Origin of the sequence: uncultured Algibacter sp., assembly GCF_947495675.1 — a bacterium.
Lineage (GTDB): Bacteria > Bacteroidota > Bacteroidia > Flavobacteriales > Flavobacteriaceae > Algibacter_B.
In genome coordinates this window covers 119239-139669 of the sequence record NZ_CANLZX010000008.1, presented here as the reverse complement: position 1 = coordinate 139669, position 20431 = coordinate 119239, and the positions used below count along the sequence as shown (strand labels likewise).

The window sequence follows — 20431 nt, the reverse complement described above, 5'->3', positions numbered from 1 at the left end:
TAATGGAACAACCTAATTTATCATATATAAATCAATTATCTGGCGGTGATAAAGCCTTTGAAGAAAAGCTAATAACTATTATAAAAGATGAGTTCCCAAAGGAAAAAGACATTTACTTTAAAAATATAGAAAATGATAATTTTAAAGAAGCTGCAGAAAATGTCCATAAACTTAAACATAAAATTAGTATTTTAGGCCTTGAAAAAAGTTATGAAGTTGCTGTAAACTTTGAAAATAGTTTATTAGATCAAAGTAAAACAGGTAAAGATGATTTTGATGCTATCATGCAAAACATTACAGACTTCTTAGCGACCTTATAGTGTTACTTTTATGAATTGTATTATTATTGATGATGAGACTACGGCAAGAGCTATTATTGGACAACTTTGCTCTAATATTCCAAAATTAAATCTCATAGATGATTTTCCTAATGCCATGCAAGCCATTAAGTATTTGAATCAAAATGAAGTAGATCTTATTTTTTTAGATATACATATGCCAGATTTTACTGGATTCGATTTTATTGAAACCCTTAAAAATCCACCAAAAATAATCTTAACAACTTCAGATCCTAATTTTGCAATACAAGCTTTTGAGTACGACTGTATTGTAGATTATTTGGTAAAGCCAATTACCCAAGAACGATTTGAAAAAGCGATTAAAAAGGCTGAAGACAAAGTTTCTAAACCTGTTGTAAGTGCATCGTCTTCAACAGAAAAGGTAGAAACAAGTTCTGGTAACGATTTATATGTTAATATAGACAGGCGTCTAATAAAAATAGATATTCCTAGTATATATCTAATTGAAGCAAAAGGCGATTACATTCAAGTAAAAACCGAAGATAAAAATTACACAGTACATTCTACACTTAAAAAAATTGAGGAAAAATTACCAAACGATTTGTTTTTAAAAGTGCATAGATCTTACGTTATCAATATTAAAAAAATTATTGATATTGAAGATAATAGTGTACTTATTAAAAAAGATGTTATTCCTGTAAGTCGTTCAAACAGACCAGAATTAATGAAACGTCTAAACTTATTATAATCAAAAATTTAATAGATTTTATAAAAGGCAAAAGAGCAATCTTTTGCCTTTTTTTTATTTTATATAAACCTCTTTCAAATCAATTATCTTTAAATAATTACCATTCGTCTACATTAAAAAATGCGCTAATCGAAAAATAAAAAATACAGCAAGCTTACAATATAATTTTGTCATGAAATTAATCTATACCTCATGAAAAAATTAACTTTTATATTAGTCGTTTTATTATTAAATATTTTGTTTACATCTTGTTCTGTAAAAGAAGATGTTGAAGTTCCTGAGCAATATAAATCGTCAAGTATTCAAATAGAATACACTCAAATTGATCTTCAAATTATTGAGTTAATTAATACTTATAGAACTTCTAAAAACTTATCGTCGCTTAATATCCTTAATGAAGCTTCAAAGGAAGCTATGTCACATAATCAATATATGGTAGAGCAGGGTAAAGCAAGCCACGATTATTTTTATACCCGATTAGAAAATCTAAAAAAGGAAGTAAACGCTAAAAACGTTTCGGAAAATGTGGGCTATGGTTATACTACTGCAGAAGCCATTATAAGAGCTTGGTTAAAAAGTGAAAGCCATAGAAGGAATATTGAAAACCCTGCTTTTACAGATTTTGGAGTATCAACAACAAAAGATACAAATGGTAGAAATTATTTTACAAACATTTTTGTAAAACGATAATTAGCTTATCTATACAAATCTACCATTCAACTACACTTAATCTTTGCCTAACGATTAATAAAGTTTCAGGACGTCTTTTAAAATATTTTTGTCCTATAAATAAAGCATATCATGAAAAAATTATTACTATTATTATTGTCAACATTCACATTACAAGCTACTGCTCAAATTGGAGCAAGCACAGAAGGTGAGCCATTTAATTGCGATTACAATGCTTACTTATTTCAATACAATGATGTGTATGCTATTGATTTAGCTTCTGGAAACTCATATACAGTAGCAGAAGATGTTACCGAAGGCAATATTAATGCTACAGCCTACAATCCAGCCGATGGTTATATTTGGGGATCATTAAGTACCCCAGCAAAAACAGTTGTTCGTATTGGTAAAAATTTTGAAACTACAACTTTTTATATAGACGAGTTACCAACAAGTGGTCGTTATGTAGGTGATGTAAGCGCAAATGGTATTTATTATTTAAAAGGAGGAGGAACGTCTTATTTTGCTTTAGATGTTAATCCAGATTCTAACAAATATGGTTCTTATATAGAAACTAAAACACTTTCTAAAAGCATAAGTATTCATGATTGGGCTTTTAATGCTGTTGATGGTAAGTTATACTCAGTTGAAAAAAACACTAATATTTTATACCGTATTGATGCTGAAACTGGTACCATGACAAGTTTAGGTGTTGTACCAATATTATCAGGATTAAAATATACATATGGCGCTGTTTATTTTGATGCCTCAGGTCGTTTTTATGTATCGGCTAACCAAACAGGAACTATATACGTTATTCAAAATGTTCAAGACATAATTGAAAATGGTGAAATGGATTCTAATCTATTTGCTTTTGGACCTTCTAGCTCTCAAAACGATGGTGCGCGTTGTCCTACAGCCCCAGTACCACAAGAAATTTGTGATAATGGTATTGATGATGATGGCGATGGGTTAATTGATTGTGAAGATCCTTCATGCTCTGGTTACTCTGGTTGTCCTGTACTAGAATTTACTACAACATCTAGTGCTAATGAAGGTGGTTTAGAAAGTAATAACAGACTATCTCAACAAATTAGCAAACGTAATTTTGGAAGAGCAAAAAGTAGTTATAAATTCGATAAAACAACTGCAAAACGTATTGTAAAATCAACCAAATATGGTAAAGGCAATGCAAGTAAAGGTAGTGGTATTCAATTATCAGATTTTATTCCCTTAGAAGTTATAAATGAAGAGTCTGTAATTGAGTCGTCTCCAAAAGATTTAATTGGTATTACAAATGCTACCGATGTGCATTCTGTAGATTATATGCGAAACAACGAAACGGTAGCGTCTATATTATTACTTAAAACTGATAAAGGCGTTTACGAACACACAAAATACATCTGCGATAGGTTATTAGGTGCACAATTAATATCTGTATCAACCATAGAAATTAAAGAACAACAATTTATAAAATCATTAATTAGAACTATTGATGGTAGCTTAGAGTTTGTTTTAAGTCTTTCAGCAAAATCAATAAATAACGATGCTAATTTCGCGATAGAAAGCCATTGGAATTTAGATAAGTATGAAAGTAATGTTGGGTTTTATAATTTCCAAATCTGGTCTAATTCTTTAGACGATTTAATAAAATTAGGAGAAGAGGTAGTAACATTATTAGATGTACAAAAGCCTGTAACAAGTTATAATAACTCAACACCTCCAACAGTATTTGTAAGAACAGGAACTTACCAAAACGGTAAATTAAATTTAAAAATTGTTAATACAAATAGAAGTGAAGCGGTTGTATTTGATGGCGGATTGCGAGGTACAGAAACTGAAAATGTAGAATACGTATCGACTGTAATAGATTTAGATGGTAATTATATATCGGATATTGAAGTTGATGCAGGAAATCTTTTTGATATAGGATTTAGAATTGGTGATGGTGTTGAAACTCCAGATGATTTATTTATGTCTGATGGGCCTTGGGGATATGATGATGCAGCACCAACAACAACCGTTACAAAATACACTATAGAAACTCATAATACACAATTTGATAGTAATGAGTATGCTATAGAACGTAACATAAGCTTAGAAGCAACCACAAGCGAATATATTGCTGCTTATAGAGCATTAACACCAAAGTTTAACCCAATTAACTTAACAGATTATAATAGCTTTAAATTACAAGCAAAAGGTACAGGAACACTTATTGTTCGATTGGTAAAAGAAAGCATTAGTAATTGGGAAACACAATACAAAACAAGCATTCAATTAACAGATGATTTAACAGCATACAGTTTATTGTTTTCAGATTTTAATTCTATTAACGGTATGCCATTAGAAGTTAACGATGTAACCTCAATAGTATTTACCATGTTAGCCGAAAACGGGCAACAGGTAACTAAAACAATGACTTTAGAGCAATTACGTTTCTCGAAAACAAGCACATTATCTGCTAATAAAAGTGTTGAAACTAACCAGGTTGAAACGGTAGCCATACCAAACCCAATGCATTCGCAAACAACGGTACACTTTACAGCGGAAAATTCAGAAACGGTTACGTTAATGGTTTATAACCAACTAGGACACTTGGTAAAAAATCTTGAAGTTAATGCTATAAAAGGCAATAACGAAGTTACGCTACAACGCGGTAATTTAAGTTCTGGCATTTATTTTATACATATTAAAAGTAACCAAACCAATTATAAAACCACGAAACTACTATTGGATTAATTAATAGCAAATTATTCTATGTAGTAAGGCAAAAGACGAAAGTTTTTTGCCTTTTTTTTGTTTGATTTGTGGTATATTTCCTCTTTGAAAAAGGAAGTTATCAAATTGAGCAAATGACAATAAAAGAATACGTAGAAATAGTTAGCAAAAGACTTCAATCTGGAATATCAAGAGAACATTCGTATAGAGGAGATTTAGAAACATTAATTAGAACCTTAGTAAAAGGAATTGAAATTACAAACGAACCTGCAAATGTTACAGATTGCGGAAACCCTGATTATGTAATCACAAAAGGAAAAATTCCAGTGGGTTACATTGAGGCAAAGGACATAGGAAAAGATCTAAACAGTAAATCGTATAAAGAGCAATTTGGACGCTACAAAAAAGCACTCGATAATTTAATAATTACAGATTATATCTGGTTTCAATTCTTCCAAAATGGTGAGTTAGTTCACGAAATAAAAATTGGCGACATAGAAAATAATACTGTTAAACCAATTCCCGATAATTTTTTAAAGTTCGAAAACTTAATAAAAGACTTTTCTACACACATTGGGCAAACCATTAAATCGTCAAAAAAACTGGCAGAAATGATGGCTGGTAAAGCACGTTTATTACAAGACATTTTAGAACGCGCCATTACATCCGATGAAGAAACACAAGAAAACACGTCTTTAAAAGGCCAATTCGATACGTTTAAGCAAATATTAATTCACGATTTACAACCTAAAGGATTTGCAGATATATATGCTCAAACTCTAGCTTATGGTATGTTTGCTGCCCGTTTGCACGACCCAACTTTAAATGATTTTAGCAGACAAGAAGCCGCAGAACTCATACCAAAATCAAATCCGTTTTTACGAAAACTTTTTGGCTATATCGCAGGTCCAGATATAGACGACCGTATAGTAACAGTTGTAGATAACCTTGCAGAAGTGTTTAGAGCAACAAACGTTGAGCAACTTTTACACAATTTTGGAAAAAGCACACAAACCAACGACCCGATAATTCATTTTTACGAAACATTTTTGGCAGAATACGACCCAAAATTACGTAAGGCAAGAGGTGTTTGGTACACGCCAGAACCCGTTGTAAATTTTATAGTGCGTGCGGTTGACGATATTTTAAAAACCGAGTTCGATTTACCTCAAGGTTTAGCAGATACCAGTAAAACCAAAATAAAGTTAGACACCCAAACACCCGACAAACGCTCTGCAACAGGTTACAAACAAATAGAACGCGAGGTACACAAAGTACAAATACTTGACCCAGCAACAGGAACAGGAACCTTTTTAGCCGAAGTTGTAAAGTTTATTTACAACAAAAACTTTAAAGCCATGAAAGGTGCTTGGAGTGGTTATGTAGAAGAACACTTAATACCCAGGTTAAATGGTTTTGAGTTATTAATGGCTTCTTACGCTATGGCACATCTAAAATTAGACATGTTACTAACCGAAACGGGTTATAAATCAACTAAAAACGAACGTTTAAATATTTACTTAACCAACTCTTTAGAAGCACACCATAAAGACACAGGAACTTTATTTTCTAATTGGTTAAGTAGTGAAGCCAATGAAGCCAACCATATAAAACGTGATACACCTGTAATGTGTGTGATTGGAAATCCACCTTATAGTGGTGAAAGTGCCAATAAAGGAAAGTGGATTATGGATTTAATGCAAGACTATAAAAAAGAACCAGGAGGAAAAGAAAAATTAAAAGAACAAAATTCAAAATTTATTAACGATGACTATGTAAAATTTATACGTTACAGTCAACATTATATTGAAAAAAACGGAAGTGGTGTTTTAGCGTTTATTAATCCTCACGGATTTTTGGACAATCCAACATTTAGAGGTATGCGCTGGAATTTACTTAAAACCTATGATAAAATTTATACTATAGATTTACACGGAAACTCAAAGAAAAAGGAAGTTTGCCCTGATGGCTCACCAGACCAAAACGTATTTGACATTATGCAAGGTGTAGCTATTACTATTTTTGTAAAAACAGGGAAGAAGAAAATTAACCAATTAGGAAAAGTTTTTCACTATGATTTATTTGGTAAACGTGATTTAAAATATCATTTTTTAAATGAAAACAATTTAGAAACAATACCATTTGTTGAATTACCAAATAAAGCACCTAATTATTTTATGGTGCAAAAAGATTTTGATGCAGAAGAATCTTATAATAAAGGATTTGCTTTAAACGAAATTTATCTCATTAACTCTTTAGGTCTATTAACAAAGAAAGATAAATTCATTACATCTTTTGAAAAACAAGTTCTTCTGGATAAACTTATGGATTTTAAAAATTCGAATTTCACAGATGATGAATTAAGTATTAAGTACAACTTAAAGTTAAAAGACAACGACAAATGGAATTTAAATAAAGCTCGATTAAATATTCAAAGTAACGATATCAGAACAGATAAATTAATCAAACAAAATTATAGATGTTTTGATGAACGTTGGATTTATTATGATGGTGACTTTGTAGCAAGGCTAAACACCAAAGTATTAGATAATGTCAATAAACAAAGTTTAGCAATAATTTCGACAAGGCAATTGGCTGGTAATAATTTTCATCATATATTCATTTCAAATAATATATCTGACCAATGTTTTATTTCTAATAAAACCAAAGAAGGTTGTCAAGTTTTTCCACTTTATTTAAATACAAGACAGGAAGGAGATAGTATTTTCGTTGAAGAAAAAAGAACACCAAACTTAAATCAAGAAATCGTAAAAGAAATTGCCGAAAAATTAGGTTTAACTTTTACTCACGAAAAAGAAGATACACAAAAAACCTTTGCACCAATAGACCTTTTAGATTACATCTATGCCGTATTGCACTCGCCAAAGTATAGAGAAAAATACAAGGAGTTTTTAAAAATAGATTTCCCAAGAGTGCCATATCCTAAAAACGAACATATCTTTAGACAATTAACTTATTTGGGTAGTGTTTTACGAAATACACATTTACTAGAACCTATGTACGTAGAAGATGATTTTATAACATACCCAAACCATGGCGATAATATAGTTTCTAAAAAATTTGGTGCAAAAAGTTGGGTAGAAGTTGATGCAAAAAACAAAACTGGAAATGTTTGGATAAACAACGAGCAGTATTTTGATAATATACCGTTAACGGCATGGGAGTTTTATATTGGTGGTTATCAACCAGCACAAAAATGGCTAAAAGACAGAAAGGAACGCCAATTAAAGTTTGAAGATATTTTACATTATAAAAAAATTATAGTTGCTCTTAGAGAAACCGATAGAATCATGAAAGAAATTGATAAAATAGAAATTGAGTAATTACGACTTTCTAAAAATTGGAGCATCAAACAAATACCATTTAAAACGTAGACCAATTTCATTAAAAGTAAAACCAGCAGCTGTAGCAGATGCAATATTACTTCGTGTACCATAAAGGTTAAGTAAGGCACGTTCAGAAAACTTATAACCTAATTTACCTTGTATACGGTAGGTACTTTGGTTACTATCGTCTTCAATATATTGTAAACCTGTGGCGGCCGTTAACTCATAAAACCATTCTTTGGGTTTTGTTATGGCTTCATCTTTAATAATGTTTACAAATACTTCGCCTGCATTAAATTTTTCTGGACTAAAATAAATTGTTGGCACTTGGTTTTTAAAGGTAATATATTGGTAATTTAAACCCGCTTTAAGCGATGGTTTTGGTAAAATATTGTAGTATAAGGAGGTAAACAATAGGTTTCTGGCATTTTCGTCGTTTTGCCAGGTATAAAAATACTGCGTAAACCAACCTAAATTAAAATTGGTACTTAAACTGTAATTGGCATAAATATTATTCATTACAATTTCTCGATCTAATAGTTCGGCATTAAAGCTTTGTATTTCGCTTTTAAAACCAATATCTAATACTTGTAGTTTAATAGGTTTAATATTTAAGCTTAAATCGGTTACAAATTGCGTATAGTCGCTTGTATTGGCTTTTGCAGAAGTAACTCCTGCCAAGCCTTTAAACGTTATGTTAGGTAATAATTGATACGATAACCCTAAAGAAAAATCGTTTGATGTGGCGTCGTTATTGGTTACTTTATTGCTTGTAGTTCTGTAGCCATAGTTAGCCAACCATTTAAACTTTGTTGATATTGGAAATTCTATTTTAGTTTGTATGCCAAAGGCTTTATTATCCCCATTATCAAAAGAGTAGGAGGCTTTAGTTTCCCAAAATGGTGTAAAACTTGTATTTAATGTTTTAATAAAGTTGGTGGCATCTTTTTGCTTGTCGTAAAACGTTAAGGTGTTTTCTGCCGATGTATAGGCATTATCATATTTACCAATAGCTTTTAAGGCATTTGCTTTTCCTAAGTTACCATCAAACGAACTACTGTCGTTTACAAGTATACGGTTGTAATCTGCAACACTCTTTTTAAAATCACTTTTATAAATATTTAGAGTAGCACGTAAGGCTAAAATCCAATTTTGGTTAGGTTGCTCTTCAATAATGGTATCAATTAAATTTTGAGCATCTTTAAATTTTTTATTCCAAATAAGTGCTTGAATATAGCGTTCTTTAGTTTGTTGTATTAAGGTAGTATCGTTTAAATTAGGTATGGTATTGTAAGCTTCAGTACTTATACTTAATGCATTTTTTTCTTTACCTTTTAAATGGTTTACTAATGCTAATCCGTTTAAAGCTAGTGTTTTGTTTTCGGGATTTTTAGCAATGGTTTGGTAAGTCGTTTCGGCCTTATCAAATGTGCCAGCAATTAAATATAAGTTTGCGAGATTTAATAGCGTGTCTTTATCATCATTAAAAAGTTTTAAACTTTCTTTTAAAAGACGTTCGGCCTCTTCATAGTTTTGTGCTTGTTGGTTTTGGTAGGCATAGCCTAAAAACATATATTTTTTTGAGGTTAGTGCATTTGGGTTTCCTGGTAATACTTCAAGAGCTTTATCTACATAAAGTAGTGCTTCTTCATATTCTTTTAAATTTGATAAGGTATTGGCGTAACTTAATAAAGCAGGGAAACTTTTAGGATCTTCGTCAATTAAACCTTTAAAAAATGTTTTTGCTTTTGGAAAATTGCTGGTCCATAATAACGACTCGCCATAATTTAATTTCACTTCAAAATCTGAAGGATAATCGGCTAATAAATCAATAAAAAGTTTATTGGCATCTTCCGGCTTACCATGTAATCCAATAGCTCTTCCATAACATAATCTGGCTGTTTTATTATCTGGATAGTCTTTTAAAACCGTTTTAAAAAAGGTTTCTGCTTTAGCATATTTACCTGTTTCTAAATAGGTAAAGCCTTCTTGCATATCTTGAGCAAAGGTTAAAAAAGATACAAATAAAGCTAGGAATAGTAATGATTTTTTAAGGGGCATAATGTGTTTAATTAATAACATGCGCAAGTTAATCAATAGTATTTAATCATTAATCTGTAGTAAGTGGTAACTTAACTAAACAAATAGCCCATTCGTGATTAAAACAAACTTTTGTCATCTTGATTATTACAATTTTATCTGTAGTGAATGGCTATTTGCCCTAATTGACCAACAATTTTTATAGAGTCTTTCATAGATAATTTAGAACCATCGGCATGAATCCATCTTTTTAATGGTTGTTCACAGATATACGAAATCGCTTTTTTCTTGCCATAATGTTTACGCATTCTAATAAAAATCTCGACATCAAAAATCCATTGTGTAATAAACTTATCTTTAAACACAAGATTAGCAATTTCCTTGTCCATTATTTTGGCGCCACATTGTGTATCATTAAAAGGCATTCCTAAAATGGTACGTATAATTAGATTAATGGTCTTACTAATTATTTTACGAGCAGATTCTTTGGTAATATTAGCACCCATTCTGCTCATCCTAGAACCACTAACAATTTTAAAATTAGATGTTTCAATGGTTTTTACTAAATCGTCAAAATCTCTAAAATCTGTAGATAAATCGGCATCTAAATAGCCTATGTAATCTAATTGAGGGTCTTTAGCTAAATGCAATACACCTTGCCTAACGGCCTCAGCTTTACCACCATTTTGTTCGCAATTGTAAACACTTATGTTGTTTTCTCTTCCTTTACTAAGGTTGTTTAAAACAGCCAATGTATTATCCTTACTACCATCATTAACAAAACATAAATGGTAACCTAAATTACTATCAATAAAATTTAGAAACTCTTTACTAGAAAGTCTTTCTTCTTCATTATAACAAGGAATAACAACACCAACACATCGTTGTTGAAGCATTTGGTCTTTAGTTGTATTGCTTTGTGTTTTATTTGTTTTGATTCCAAAGATTCTAGATATTCTTACGGTTACCTCATTAAGAGATACTGGTTTTTTCATATAATCATCAATACCTAAATCAAATCCATCAATAATGGTGTCTTCATTGGTATTACCAGATAGCACTAATATTTTTGTATCAGATTTTTTTTCAAGTCTAATTGTTTTTACAACCTCTAAACCAGACATTCCGTCCATATTAATATCTACAATAACAATGTCTGGTTTAAAAGAATCAAAAAGTTTTAAACCTTCTTCACCTGAATTTGCACATTTTATATCAAAGCCTAAATCGCCTAAATGTTTTTCTAATGATAGCAATATTAATTGTTGATCATCTATGGCTAGAATCTTAATCATGAGTATTGAATTTGGGGTTGTTTGTATTTAATTCGTGGTAAATATAGTATAATTTTGAAAGAAATATAGCATAAAAATTATTAAATTATCGATAAAATGTTATATTTGTCCGATATTACGCTAATAAATGTAATTTTATACTTGTTTTAAACTTTGTAAAACAGCTATTAATCAAAGAAAAATTTAAGCTTAATGATTTAACATAATAATTGATTCATTCGTCTAAAGCTAATAGCTATTGAACGAAATTTAAACTCCCTCCATTGATTCTTGATTGATATTTGTATCAGAAATCAAAAAAATATTAATTTAAAATATAACATTATGTCACTTAAAATTAAAGAAAGCAACGGCGAGTTTAAATTAGAAGGTGTAATTAATTCTAATACACAAAAACAATTTAAAGATCATTTAGATTTCTTGTTAGCTTACTCTAAATCTGTTACAATTAATATTGACGCTGTTACAGCCATTAATAGAAATGGATTAAAAATTATTGAAGATTTGTTTAAAGAAGCAAAATTAAATAATAAAGCATTTTGTGTTGTAGGTTATGGTTGTAAAGACATTTACCAATCTATCAATCCTTTAACTGCTAAGGCAGCATAATTAGAAAATTAAAATTTATAAATGAAAATCATGCAAATCTTAGCTACTTTAAAAACTAAAAAGATAACACCAGAACAATTATTTATGTTGAGTGTTTTAGCCGTAAATGGTGGAAACTACTTATATAATTTAATTCTTGGACGTGTTTTAGGGCCAGCACAGTTTGCAGATGCTGCTGTATTAATAACTTTTTTATTAGTGTTAAGCTTTGCAGCCATGACATTTCAATTAGTTACTGCTAAATTCTCAGTATTATTTGAAAATGATATTTTTAAAAGTTTCGTTTCAACGATATATAAAAATGCACTTTTAGTTGGTGTTATTATGGGCGTACTCATTGTAGTATTTGCTAGCCAATTGCAAAATATTTTTAATACGTCTTCATCTAATATGTTTGTTGTTTTTGGTTGTGGTGTTCCGCTTTATTTCTTAATGAGTGTAAACCGTGGTGTTTTTCAAGGAAAAAAAGCTTTTAAATCGTTGTCTATTACGTATCAAAGTGAAATGTTAAGTCGTTTAATTATAACATTGGGATTAATATTAATCTTTAATATTCAATCATCAGTTGTTATAGCAGTAGGTATTTTAGCATCATTTGTATTTGGTTTATTGCCATTTAAGTTTCCAAATATTATTTCTAAAAAAGCATTAGTATTAAGCAAAACGCACTCAAAAGAAATAAAAAGTTTCTTTGTTATTACAGCGTTTTATGAGTTAACTCAAATTATAATTAACAATAGTGATATTTTATTGGTAAAGCATTATTTTGAGTCTTACGAGGCTGGTTTATATGCTTCATTAGCTTTAATTGGTAGAATCGTTTACTTTATTGCTTGGATGTTTGTTATGTTGTTATTGCCAACGGTAGTGCAACTTAAAAAAGATGGTAAAGAAACAGCACCAACATTATTTAAATATGTAGGATATATAGCTGCTATATCCATTACTATAATTATAGCCTGTTTAAGTTTTCCTGAAACTATAATTACACTACTTTTTGGTGATAGTTATATTGCCATGGCTCCTTTATTGTGGAAATATGCCATAGCAACATCTATGTTTGCTATTTCTAATATTTTCGCTTACTACTACTTGTCTTTAGATAAATATATTCCTGTTGTAATATCGGGTGTATTTGGAATGCTACAAATGGGATTAGTCATTTTTTACCATGATAGTTTAGAGCAAGTAGTGCACATGCAAATTATAGCCATGCTTTTATTATTGGCAATTCAATTGGCATTCTTTAAATATGATCAAATAAAGTCTAAAAATAACTTAATCTAATGCAAATTACCATTCATCTACAGCAATCGTCGTCCTATCTAAAGACAACCGAATTATAGATGAATATAACGCAAATTTGTACTGTAATTAGTAAATAACACATAAAAAAACATATATCATGAAACTAGCAATTGTAACAGCATATCCGCCAAGTAAAGTCACTTTAAATGAATATGCTTACCATTTAGTTAAGCAGTTTAGACAAAAAGAAGATGTTACAGAACTTATTTTGTTAACTGATAAAACAGAAGGCGCAAAGGATATTGAATTTACTGAAGCTGGTTGTAAGATTACAGTAAAAGAATGTTGGTCTTTTAATAGTTATAAAAACATTTTATCTGTTACAAAGGCAATTAACCAAACCAAACCAGACTCTGTATTATTCAATTTGCAGTTTATGAAATTTGGAGATAAAAAAATTGCTGCTGCTTTAGGTTTAATGCTACCATTAGTATGTAAATTAAAAAAGATTCCTAATATCGTGTTGTTACACAATATTCTTGAAGAAGTAGATTTAGGAAGTGCAGGTTTTACCTCTAATAAATTAATGCAAAAAATTTATGGATTTATTGGAACAACCTTAACCAAATTGATTCTTCAGGCAGATACTGTTGCTGTAACGATGCAGAAATATGTTGATATTTTAGAAGATAAATATGGTGCTAAAAATGTAAAACTTATTCCACATGGCACATTCGAAATTCCAGAAGAACCAGATTATACCTTACCAGAAGGCCCTTTACAGGTTATGACTTTTGGGAAGTTTGGAACCTATAAAAAAGTAGAAGGAATGATTGAAGCTGTTGAGTTAGTAAGAGCATCAACTGGATTAGATTTAGAAGTTGTTATTGCAGGAACAGATAACCCAAATGTACCAGGATATTTAGCTAAAGTTCAAGAAGATTACAAACATGTACCACAAGTAAGATTTACAGGTTATGTTGAAGAGTACGAAGTGCCAACGTTGTTTAATGAAAGTGCTGTAGTAGTATTTCCATACACATCTACAACAGGAAGTTCTGGAGTATTACACCAAGCAGGTAGTTATGGAAAAGCAGTAGTTATGCCAGATTTAGGCGACTTAGCTTTACTAGTACAAGATGAAGGTTACAGAGGTGAGTTTTTTGAACCAACAAGTGTTGAAAGTTTAGCTAAAGCTATTGAAGCCATTGTAACCAATGAAGCACATAGATTAACACTTGCCAAAACAAATTATAAAGCTGCAACAGCACACCCAATGTCTCAAATAGCAGATTTATATTTAGAGAATTTTAATAAAATAATTGAAAAAAAATCTAAACGCATAGTAACTGCTTCAGCATAAACAAATACTAAACAGTAGTTATCTGCCTACTCAGATATACCTACACTACTGTTTAGATATATATTCGAAATCACCTTTTTTGCCCCAAGTTTAAAAGAGTTTCAAGATTTAAAAATGAATATTGAGATACTAATTTTTTGAAATATAGTCAAAGGCGGGTTTAGTCTCTCCATTCTGGTCGATAAAGCCAAAATGCTCTTGAGCCCGTTTTCTCCAAGGAAGTCGTCCAACGACTTCCTTTGGTATGTTAGTAAAGTCATATAGAGTCCAAGACATAAATTGTAAGCCATTAGCAGCAATTTGTTCTTGGATTTTTTTGTGGTAGTTTGCCTGATCCTCATCAGAAGCTCCAAAAGGATTCCATAAACCAGAGTAGGAGGACAATCCAAATTCTTGAAGTACTAATGGTTTACTAGGTATTTCGGTTTTCATAGTTTTAATTGCTTCATCTAATTTATCTAAATCTTCGTAATAATGAAACGAGATAAAATCTACTTTATCTTTTAATATCGAAGCACTTTGTGTATTAGACCAACCAATAGTGACAGGATGTACAGCATCTAAAGACTTTACCAAATCTATCATAGAATCTAACCAAGCAACAACATTCACTTTTCCTCTAGAATCAAAATCTAAATTGGGTTCGTTTTTAATATCCCAAGCTAACAAAGCGTTGTGGTCTTTTACGGCATTAACTATAGTTTCTGCGTGGCGTTGGTTTAGTGTCCAATTCATTACAGCATAATCACCATAAAAATCAAAAAGGGTTAAAACTACTTTTAGATTACTAGCTTCAGCTAGATCTAAAGTCTGTTTAAGTTTTTCAAGTTTTTTATAATCTATAGTGGCTTTTCCAAAATCTTCATATTGCACAAAAAGGCGAACAGAATTTAATCCAGCGTCTTTTATAATTTTAAAATCTTTTGATATGGTGTCTTTAGAAAATGCTTCGCCAAACATATCCCAAGGGTTTGCTTGTGGGTAATAATTAATGCCTTTTATATTTAAACTATTAACCGAAACTGTTTTAGGTGTTTCTTTATATGTTTCTGCAGCTTCTTTAACCATATGTCTTATACGCCAAAAACCATCTTCTAACAAAAACACAATTTTGTAAGAGGATGTTTCTTTAGTTTCTATAACCAAAGTATCTGTTTTAAATACACGTTTATATTCTATAACATTTCGGTCTGTAATAACTGCTAATTGGCCGTCTTCACTAAAAAATTCTAAAGTAGGATTGTGATTTAAAGTAGTCCCTTCAATGCTAATGTTTTCAGCTTTATTTCTTTCAATAAATGCAAATAAATTTTCTCTGGCACTATCTGTATAATAATCTTTAATACCAGCAGTTTTGTTAGTTTTGTAAGCAATTTGCTTAACATACCAAGCATCTAAATAATCGTTTTGCAAGGCGTTTAATGTTTGGTTATCCATGGGCCTACCTTCATTTTGTAAAGGCTGCCAATTAACTTTTGGTAAATATTGATCTACTTTTTTAATTTCGGTATGTAGCATTGTACTGCGATCTGCTCCAGTATTTAGATAACTAAATAATGCGCTAACACCAGATATTATTAAACCTACCAGCAAAATATATGAGAGTATTAATATGCTACGCATGATATTTTTGCTAAGACCTACCATAGTTTTTTTGTTTTAAAATCTTTTGATAGTCCAACAGTTTCAATACTAAAATTATAGATGTCATTTTGATAAATAGCAGGCTTTAAATTAAATGTAACATACCCATTAAATGATGTTTTGGTTAAAGTATTTACTAGCTTATTATCTTTAAAGATATTCAGTTTTACATGTAATCCATCAGGAATCATTTGTTTCATAAAACTTTGTAATGGGCCAACAGTAATTGTTCTGTTTTTTTCTGAAAATATAACTTCAAAATCTTGAATAACTTGTTTATAGCCAAGAGAAATACTATTGCTTTCAGACATACCATCTACATATGCTTTAATACTCCATGTATCTGCATAATCTGGGTGAATCATTTTTGCTGTTGCAATACCATTAATAGTTGTACCTGTAGATTTTAGAATGTTACCATCAGAATTAGTAATAAAAAACGTAACAAACGTACCATCACTAACCAAGTTTTTGTGTTTGTCTTTTATTACAGAAGTAGAGAAAGTTGTAATTTGATTTCCATCTGCATAAACATGAGGTCGTGATGCAGAAATGGTAAAGTCTGTAGGTATTGCGGCAGCAATATTTATAGTAAATTCTTTTGAGTTAACACCTAAACTTTCAGAAGAAACCAACATGCGTCCGCTTTCTTTTTTAGAATAAATATTATTGAAAGCAATTAAATTATTTGTAACAATGTCTTTATTTTCTTCTGAAGCTAAAAACTGAAACTTAGTATTTACCAAAGTATTTGTTGGCACAGGATTGTCTAATGAATCTGTAGGAATCACAACTAACATGGTATAATCATCTCCGCCAGCTTCGATACTTGGTGGACCAATATAAGTTTCCATAGTGGCCACCTCCGCTTTTGGATTGATGATTAACTTACCAGAAAGTGCATTATTTTTGTCTAATAATTTCCAATTTAAGACGCCTATTTTTTTCGTGATATTTTCTGGGATATTATACTCTAGTATTTTATTGTTTAACGTAGCGTTAACTAATGTTGAACCATAACTGTTAGAGCAATAGAGTAGTGGTTTTGTGCTTTTTGAAGTTGAAAATTTTAAAACGACAGTATTCCCAACTTCAAACTTGGTTTGTGTGGTTAATAATGCAATTTTAGATAGCGTTTCATTTTGTTGCACAACAACAAACGATGATAATAAAATCAATCCTAAAAGAAATAAATATGTACGTTTTAACTGCATTAATTAGGGCTTCCTATATAGGTGTTAATTTCTATTTTGATATAACTAAAATCTGGATGCGTAATAGGTTGTAATTGCGCATTGGTATGATTAATAATTCTGTTAGGTACTATTTTATCTGAGATGTCTTCGTTTGGCAAACCGTTTACAAAAATGTTTTTCATGCTTTCATTAATAATATTGACTTTACCATCTTTTAAAATGTAATATTCAAAATGTTGTTTACGTTGTTGCCTTACTCCAGCTTTTACAAATAAATGGTCTACCCAAACCATATTTTTGTTATCATCATAATACGTTATTAAAAGTTGCGGAATGGTTATTTCTTGAATGCCACTATTAAATAAGTTTCCATTTATGGTGTTATCTTTTATGTTAATGGCACTTAATACTACATTTTTGTATAAGTCGGACCCAGCAACATTTCCTGCAACTTGTAAGTTGAATTTAGTTGGTTGTTCCTCAAACTCAACGGGTGTAAATTCGTCTGGATTAAAAGTGTCTGGTATAGAATCTTGTGTTTTTGACCACGCAATACCTTCAAAATTTATACGGAAACTACTAGATTCTTTAGGCATTAATTTATGCTTTACATGGTATTTGGCATTATACGTAGCTAGTTGTTTGTTGTCGTTATTATAAAGTGTACCTTTTAAAATAACATCTGCAGGCACATTATCTATATTTTGCACTTCGCCAATTATGGCATAACTTCCATCATATTGCACCAATTTAGCAGAGACGACTTCTAAAACAGGCTGTTTTAAAATATCTTCGTGATGGGTTTGTTCGGTAGTAATACGTCTACGACCTTGATTATAATATTTGGTTACATTATCAGAATATAATTGATCTGGTGGTAAGTCATTATTTAAATCGTCTGCTTGTAAATACCATTTGCCATTGCGTTTAGATAATGATTTGTAATCAACTTTTTCAATTTTCTCTAAAGGAGTAATCCATTGTGTAGTCACCTTTGCAGAAACTGTACTATCGTTGTGTTTGGTGATCTCAGATTCTATAGCATCCATTTTGGCATAACTACTCAATAAACCATCAGTTACCGAAATTTCTAGCATATATTGGGCAATGGGAATAGTGTTAATAGGATCAATTAAACTATGCGCTTTTTCAAATTCTTTAAAGTCTAAAGCATCATAATACGCAATAATGGCATTTTCAGGACTCCTTTGGGTATCGTTTTTTAAATAAAACAAATAAATACCGTAAAACACAACAACAGCTAAAATAAAAGACCAAACATGTGTAATGCGTAATACATTTCTATTAAATTTCTTATAGGTTACAGGAAATTTTAAAAAGTCTGGTATTGGTTTAATACGGGTTTTTAAAGCAATTACCCAAAGCATTTGTATGTTTAAAATAAATGCAATTAAAACAGTTAAAAAAGGCATAATACCCCAATGTATTTTTAGCCATTTAGCAACATCTTCTTTAGGTAATATGGATGATACTGGCGGAATGTTAAGTCGCTCCCAAACCATAATACCATTTTCTAATTGCCTTAAACGTTGCCAACCACAGAAATAGAGTATGGGGTCGTAAAATTTATCGTTAGAAAATATGTATTTAAGATTATATTTTTCTGGTGTGGTTAAAAATTGTTGTAAAGACCCAATACCAGCAACACCTTTAAATTTTGAGTTTTCTAATCGCTCAATAGGTCTGGTTGTTAGTTCTGGTAAGCGTCTTGCCGAATGGTAATTACCATCCACAGTCATAGCATTGGTTTGTGCACTTAGCCAAGCCATTTGATCGCCAAAACCTAATGTTAAGAATCGCCATTTATCATGATCATCCTGATTTAAGAAATTAACGATAGGCAACATCTTTATTTTTTGTGGTTGCGATGGTCTGAAGTAATTCAAACTCATAGTAAATACCACCATAAATACCGCTAATCCTGCTAAGATGCCACCAATTATTCTATGATAAACGGCCCCAAATTTCTCTTGTATTAGTGTCTTTAAATCGCCTTCAACAAAACGATAAGCAAATTCACCCATTAAAGGAATTGATAAAATTGATGCCCAAAGTGTAAAACGGTCTAAAGTTAATATGTTAAATGCCGTTTCCCCTAACATTTTTAAAGGTACAGGCGTGGTTCCTCCAGTACCTAAAATAGTACATATAGTTACCGATAAACCAAAAAACAAATAGCGTTTACTATAATATCTATAGAATATATAAGGTAAAAGTATGAGTAAAATTCCCCAAGGAATTAAAAAGAATACCAAACCAGAAGAGGTGATTTCTAAAAAATTATCACGCGAACCATGGGGAATAGGAACCTGTGTTATGGGGTTGGCTTTAGAGTTTAACCAATATGGAAAAATACATCCAATAATTAATACTAAGGACAACATTCCGAAACTTACAATACGTTTAAAAAGCTTAAAAAAAGTATTCAAAAATATTTTGAATGTCACTTCTTTCATGGTATTGACTTGCTCTCTAGAAACATCCATTATTACCATACCTATTAAAGGAAATATAAAAAATACCATACCAAAAATAGGGGTCACATGATGTGATGTAACAGTTACAGCAATAAGTGATAAACTAGTTGCTAAGTACCATTTCTTACCAGTCTTTAACCATAAATAGATTTCTGGTAAAGCATGCATTAATACCGAAACACCAACAATACTAGGTAATTGACCAAAAATGTGAAGGGTCTCAACAAACGAAGATGAAAATACAGCTAATACACAAGCATAACCAGCAACGGTTTTGTTGGCTGTCATCATCAAAGAAAATCTATATGTTCCAGTTACAAATAAAACAATGGCAATAAGAGCAACGCTAAACATGCCAAACTTTAAACCACCAATCATAGACAATAGCCCAATAGTTTGATGTACTAAAGGAGGATAACTCTGTACGGTAAAACCTGTATACCATTCATAATTCCAGGGTTCAAACCAACTATTAGCATAGTGATCTGCAAAGAATAAGTGTATTAACGCATCATAAGTAGTTTCCAAAGTAAAAAATATGGAACTACCATGAAATGCTAACCCTAAAAGGATAGCAGCGATTAAGTATTTGTTTGAGGTTTCTTTCATTAATTACTCGAGCTGTAATAGCCACAGGGTAAAGATAAATAATTTAATTTCTACAAATTATTTTATTTATCTACACAAATCTACCATTCATCTACACTTGCATATTACTTAATCTAATTATTAATTTTAATAGCAACATCAAGTG

13 protein-coding genes are annotated in these 20431 nt (G+C 30.8%); 8 read left to right on the top strand and 5 right to left on the bottom strand.

The window, feature by feature from the left end; genetic code table 11:
• Positions 1–2: 2 nt before the first annotated feature.
• The 5 genes from Q0842_RS07590 to Q0842_RS07570 all read left to right on the top strand — a co-directional run bounded on the left by Q0842_RS07590 (position 3) and on the right by Q0842_RS07570 (position 7781).
• Positions 3–320 carry an Hpt domain-containing protein gene (locus tag Q0842_RS07590; protein ID WP_298496298.1) on the top strand — a complete coding sequence of 106 codons (318 nt, stop codon included), beginning with the start codon at positions 3–5 and terminating at the stop codon, positions 318–320.
• A gap of 10 nt (positions 321–330) precedes the next feature.
• Positions 331–1047 carry a LytTR family DNA-binding domain-containing protein gene (locus Q0842_RS07585; protein WP_298496296.1) on the top strand — a complete coding sequence of 239 codons (717 nt, stop codon included), beginning with the start codon at positions 331–333 and terminating at the stop codon, positions 1045–1047.
• Positions 1048–1239: 192 nt separating this feature from the next.
• Complete coding sequence (locus Q0842_RS07580; RefSeq protein WP_298496293.1) at positions 1240–1737, top strand: CAP domain-containing protein; 498 nt, start codon at positions 1240–1242, stop codon at positions 1735–1737.
• A 111-nt stretch (positions 1738–1848) separates the two neighbouring features.
• Positions 1849–4458 (top strand): T9SS type A sorting domain-containing protein, encoded by a 2610-nt coding sequence (locus tag Q0842_RS07575; RefSeq protein WP_298496290.1) that lies wholly within the window; start codon positions 1849–1851, stop codon positions 4456–4458.
• 113 nt (positions 4459–4571) lie between these two features.
• On the top strand, positions 4572–7781 hold the full coding sequence (locus Q0842_RS07570) for a type ISP restriction/modification enzyme (RefSeq protein WP_298496288.1): 3210 nt from the start codon (positions 4572–4574) through the stop codon (positions 7779–7781).
• On the opposite strand, the gene Q0842_RS07565 is transcribed toward Q0842_RS07570, so the two are convergent.
• Both Q0842_RS07565 and Q0842_RS07560 read right to left on the bottom strand, forming a co-directional pair.
• Entirely contained in the window at positions 7782–9845 is a 2064-nt protein-coding gene (locus tag Q0842_RS07565) for a tetratricopeptide repeat protein (RefSeq protein ID WP_298496285.1), read from the bottom strand.
• Between the two features lie 134 nt (positions 9846–9979).
• A complete protein-coding gene (locus Q0842_RS07560; RefSeq protein WP_298496327.1) occupies positions 9980–11116 on the bottom strand; it encodes a response regulator in 1137 nt (378 codons plus the stop codon).
• Between the two features lie 327 nt (positions 11117–11443).
• On the opposite strand from Q0842_RS07560, the gene Q0842_RS07555 reads away from it, so the two are divergent.
• The 3 genes from Q0842_RS07555 to Q0842_RS07545 all read left to right on the top strand — a co-directional run bounded on the left by Q0842_RS07555 (position 11444) and on the right by Q0842_RS07545 (position 14339).
• Complete coding sequence (locus Q0842_RS07555; protein ID WP_298496282.1) at positions 11444–11728, top strand: STAS domain-containing protein; 285 nt, start codon at positions 11444–11446, stop codon at positions 11726–11728.
• Between the two features lie 30 nt (positions 11729–11758).
• A complete protein-coding gene (locus Q0842_RS07550; protein WP_298496280.1) occupies positions 11759–13015 on the top strand; it encodes an oligosaccharide flippase family protein in 1257 nt (418 codons plus the stop codon).
• Between the two features lie 118 nt (positions 13016–13133).
• A complete protein-coding gene (locus Q0842_RS07545) occupies positions 13134–14339 on the top strand; it encodes a glycosyltransferase (protein ID WP_298496276.1) in 1206 nt (401 codons plus the stop codon).
• 129 nt (positions 14340–14468) lie between these two features.
• Here the strand turns inward: Q0842_RS07545 and Q0842_RS07540 are convergent, their stop codons facing one another.
• From Q0842_RS07540 to Q0842_RS07530, 3 genes are read right to left on the bottom strand one after another with little or no spacing between them, the layout of a single operon-like run.
• Positions 14469–15986: a cellulase family glycosylhydrolase gene (locus Q0842_RS07540; RefSeq protein ID WP_298496274.1), complete on the bottom strand. Its 1518-nt coding sequence runs from the start codon at positions 15984–15986 to the stop codon at positions 14469–14471.
• On the bottom strand, positions 15980–17197 hold the full coding sequence (locus tag Q0842_RS07535) for a hypothetical protein (RefSeq protein ID WP_298496272.1): 1218 nt from the start codon (positions 17195–17197) through the stop codon (positions 15980–15982). Before Q0842_RS07535 ends, Q0842_RS07540 begins: the two co-directional genes overlap by 7 nt.
• Positions 17197–20286 carry a hypothetical protein gene (locus tag Q0842_RS07530; protein ID WP_298496270.1) on the bottom strand — a complete coding sequence of 1030 codons (3090 nt, stop codon included), beginning with the start codon at positions 20284–20286 and terminating at the stop codon, positions 17197–17199. Before Q0842_RS07530 ends, Q0842_RS07535 begins: the two co-directional genes overlap by 1 nt.
• Positions 20287–20431 lie beyond the last annotated feature (145 nt).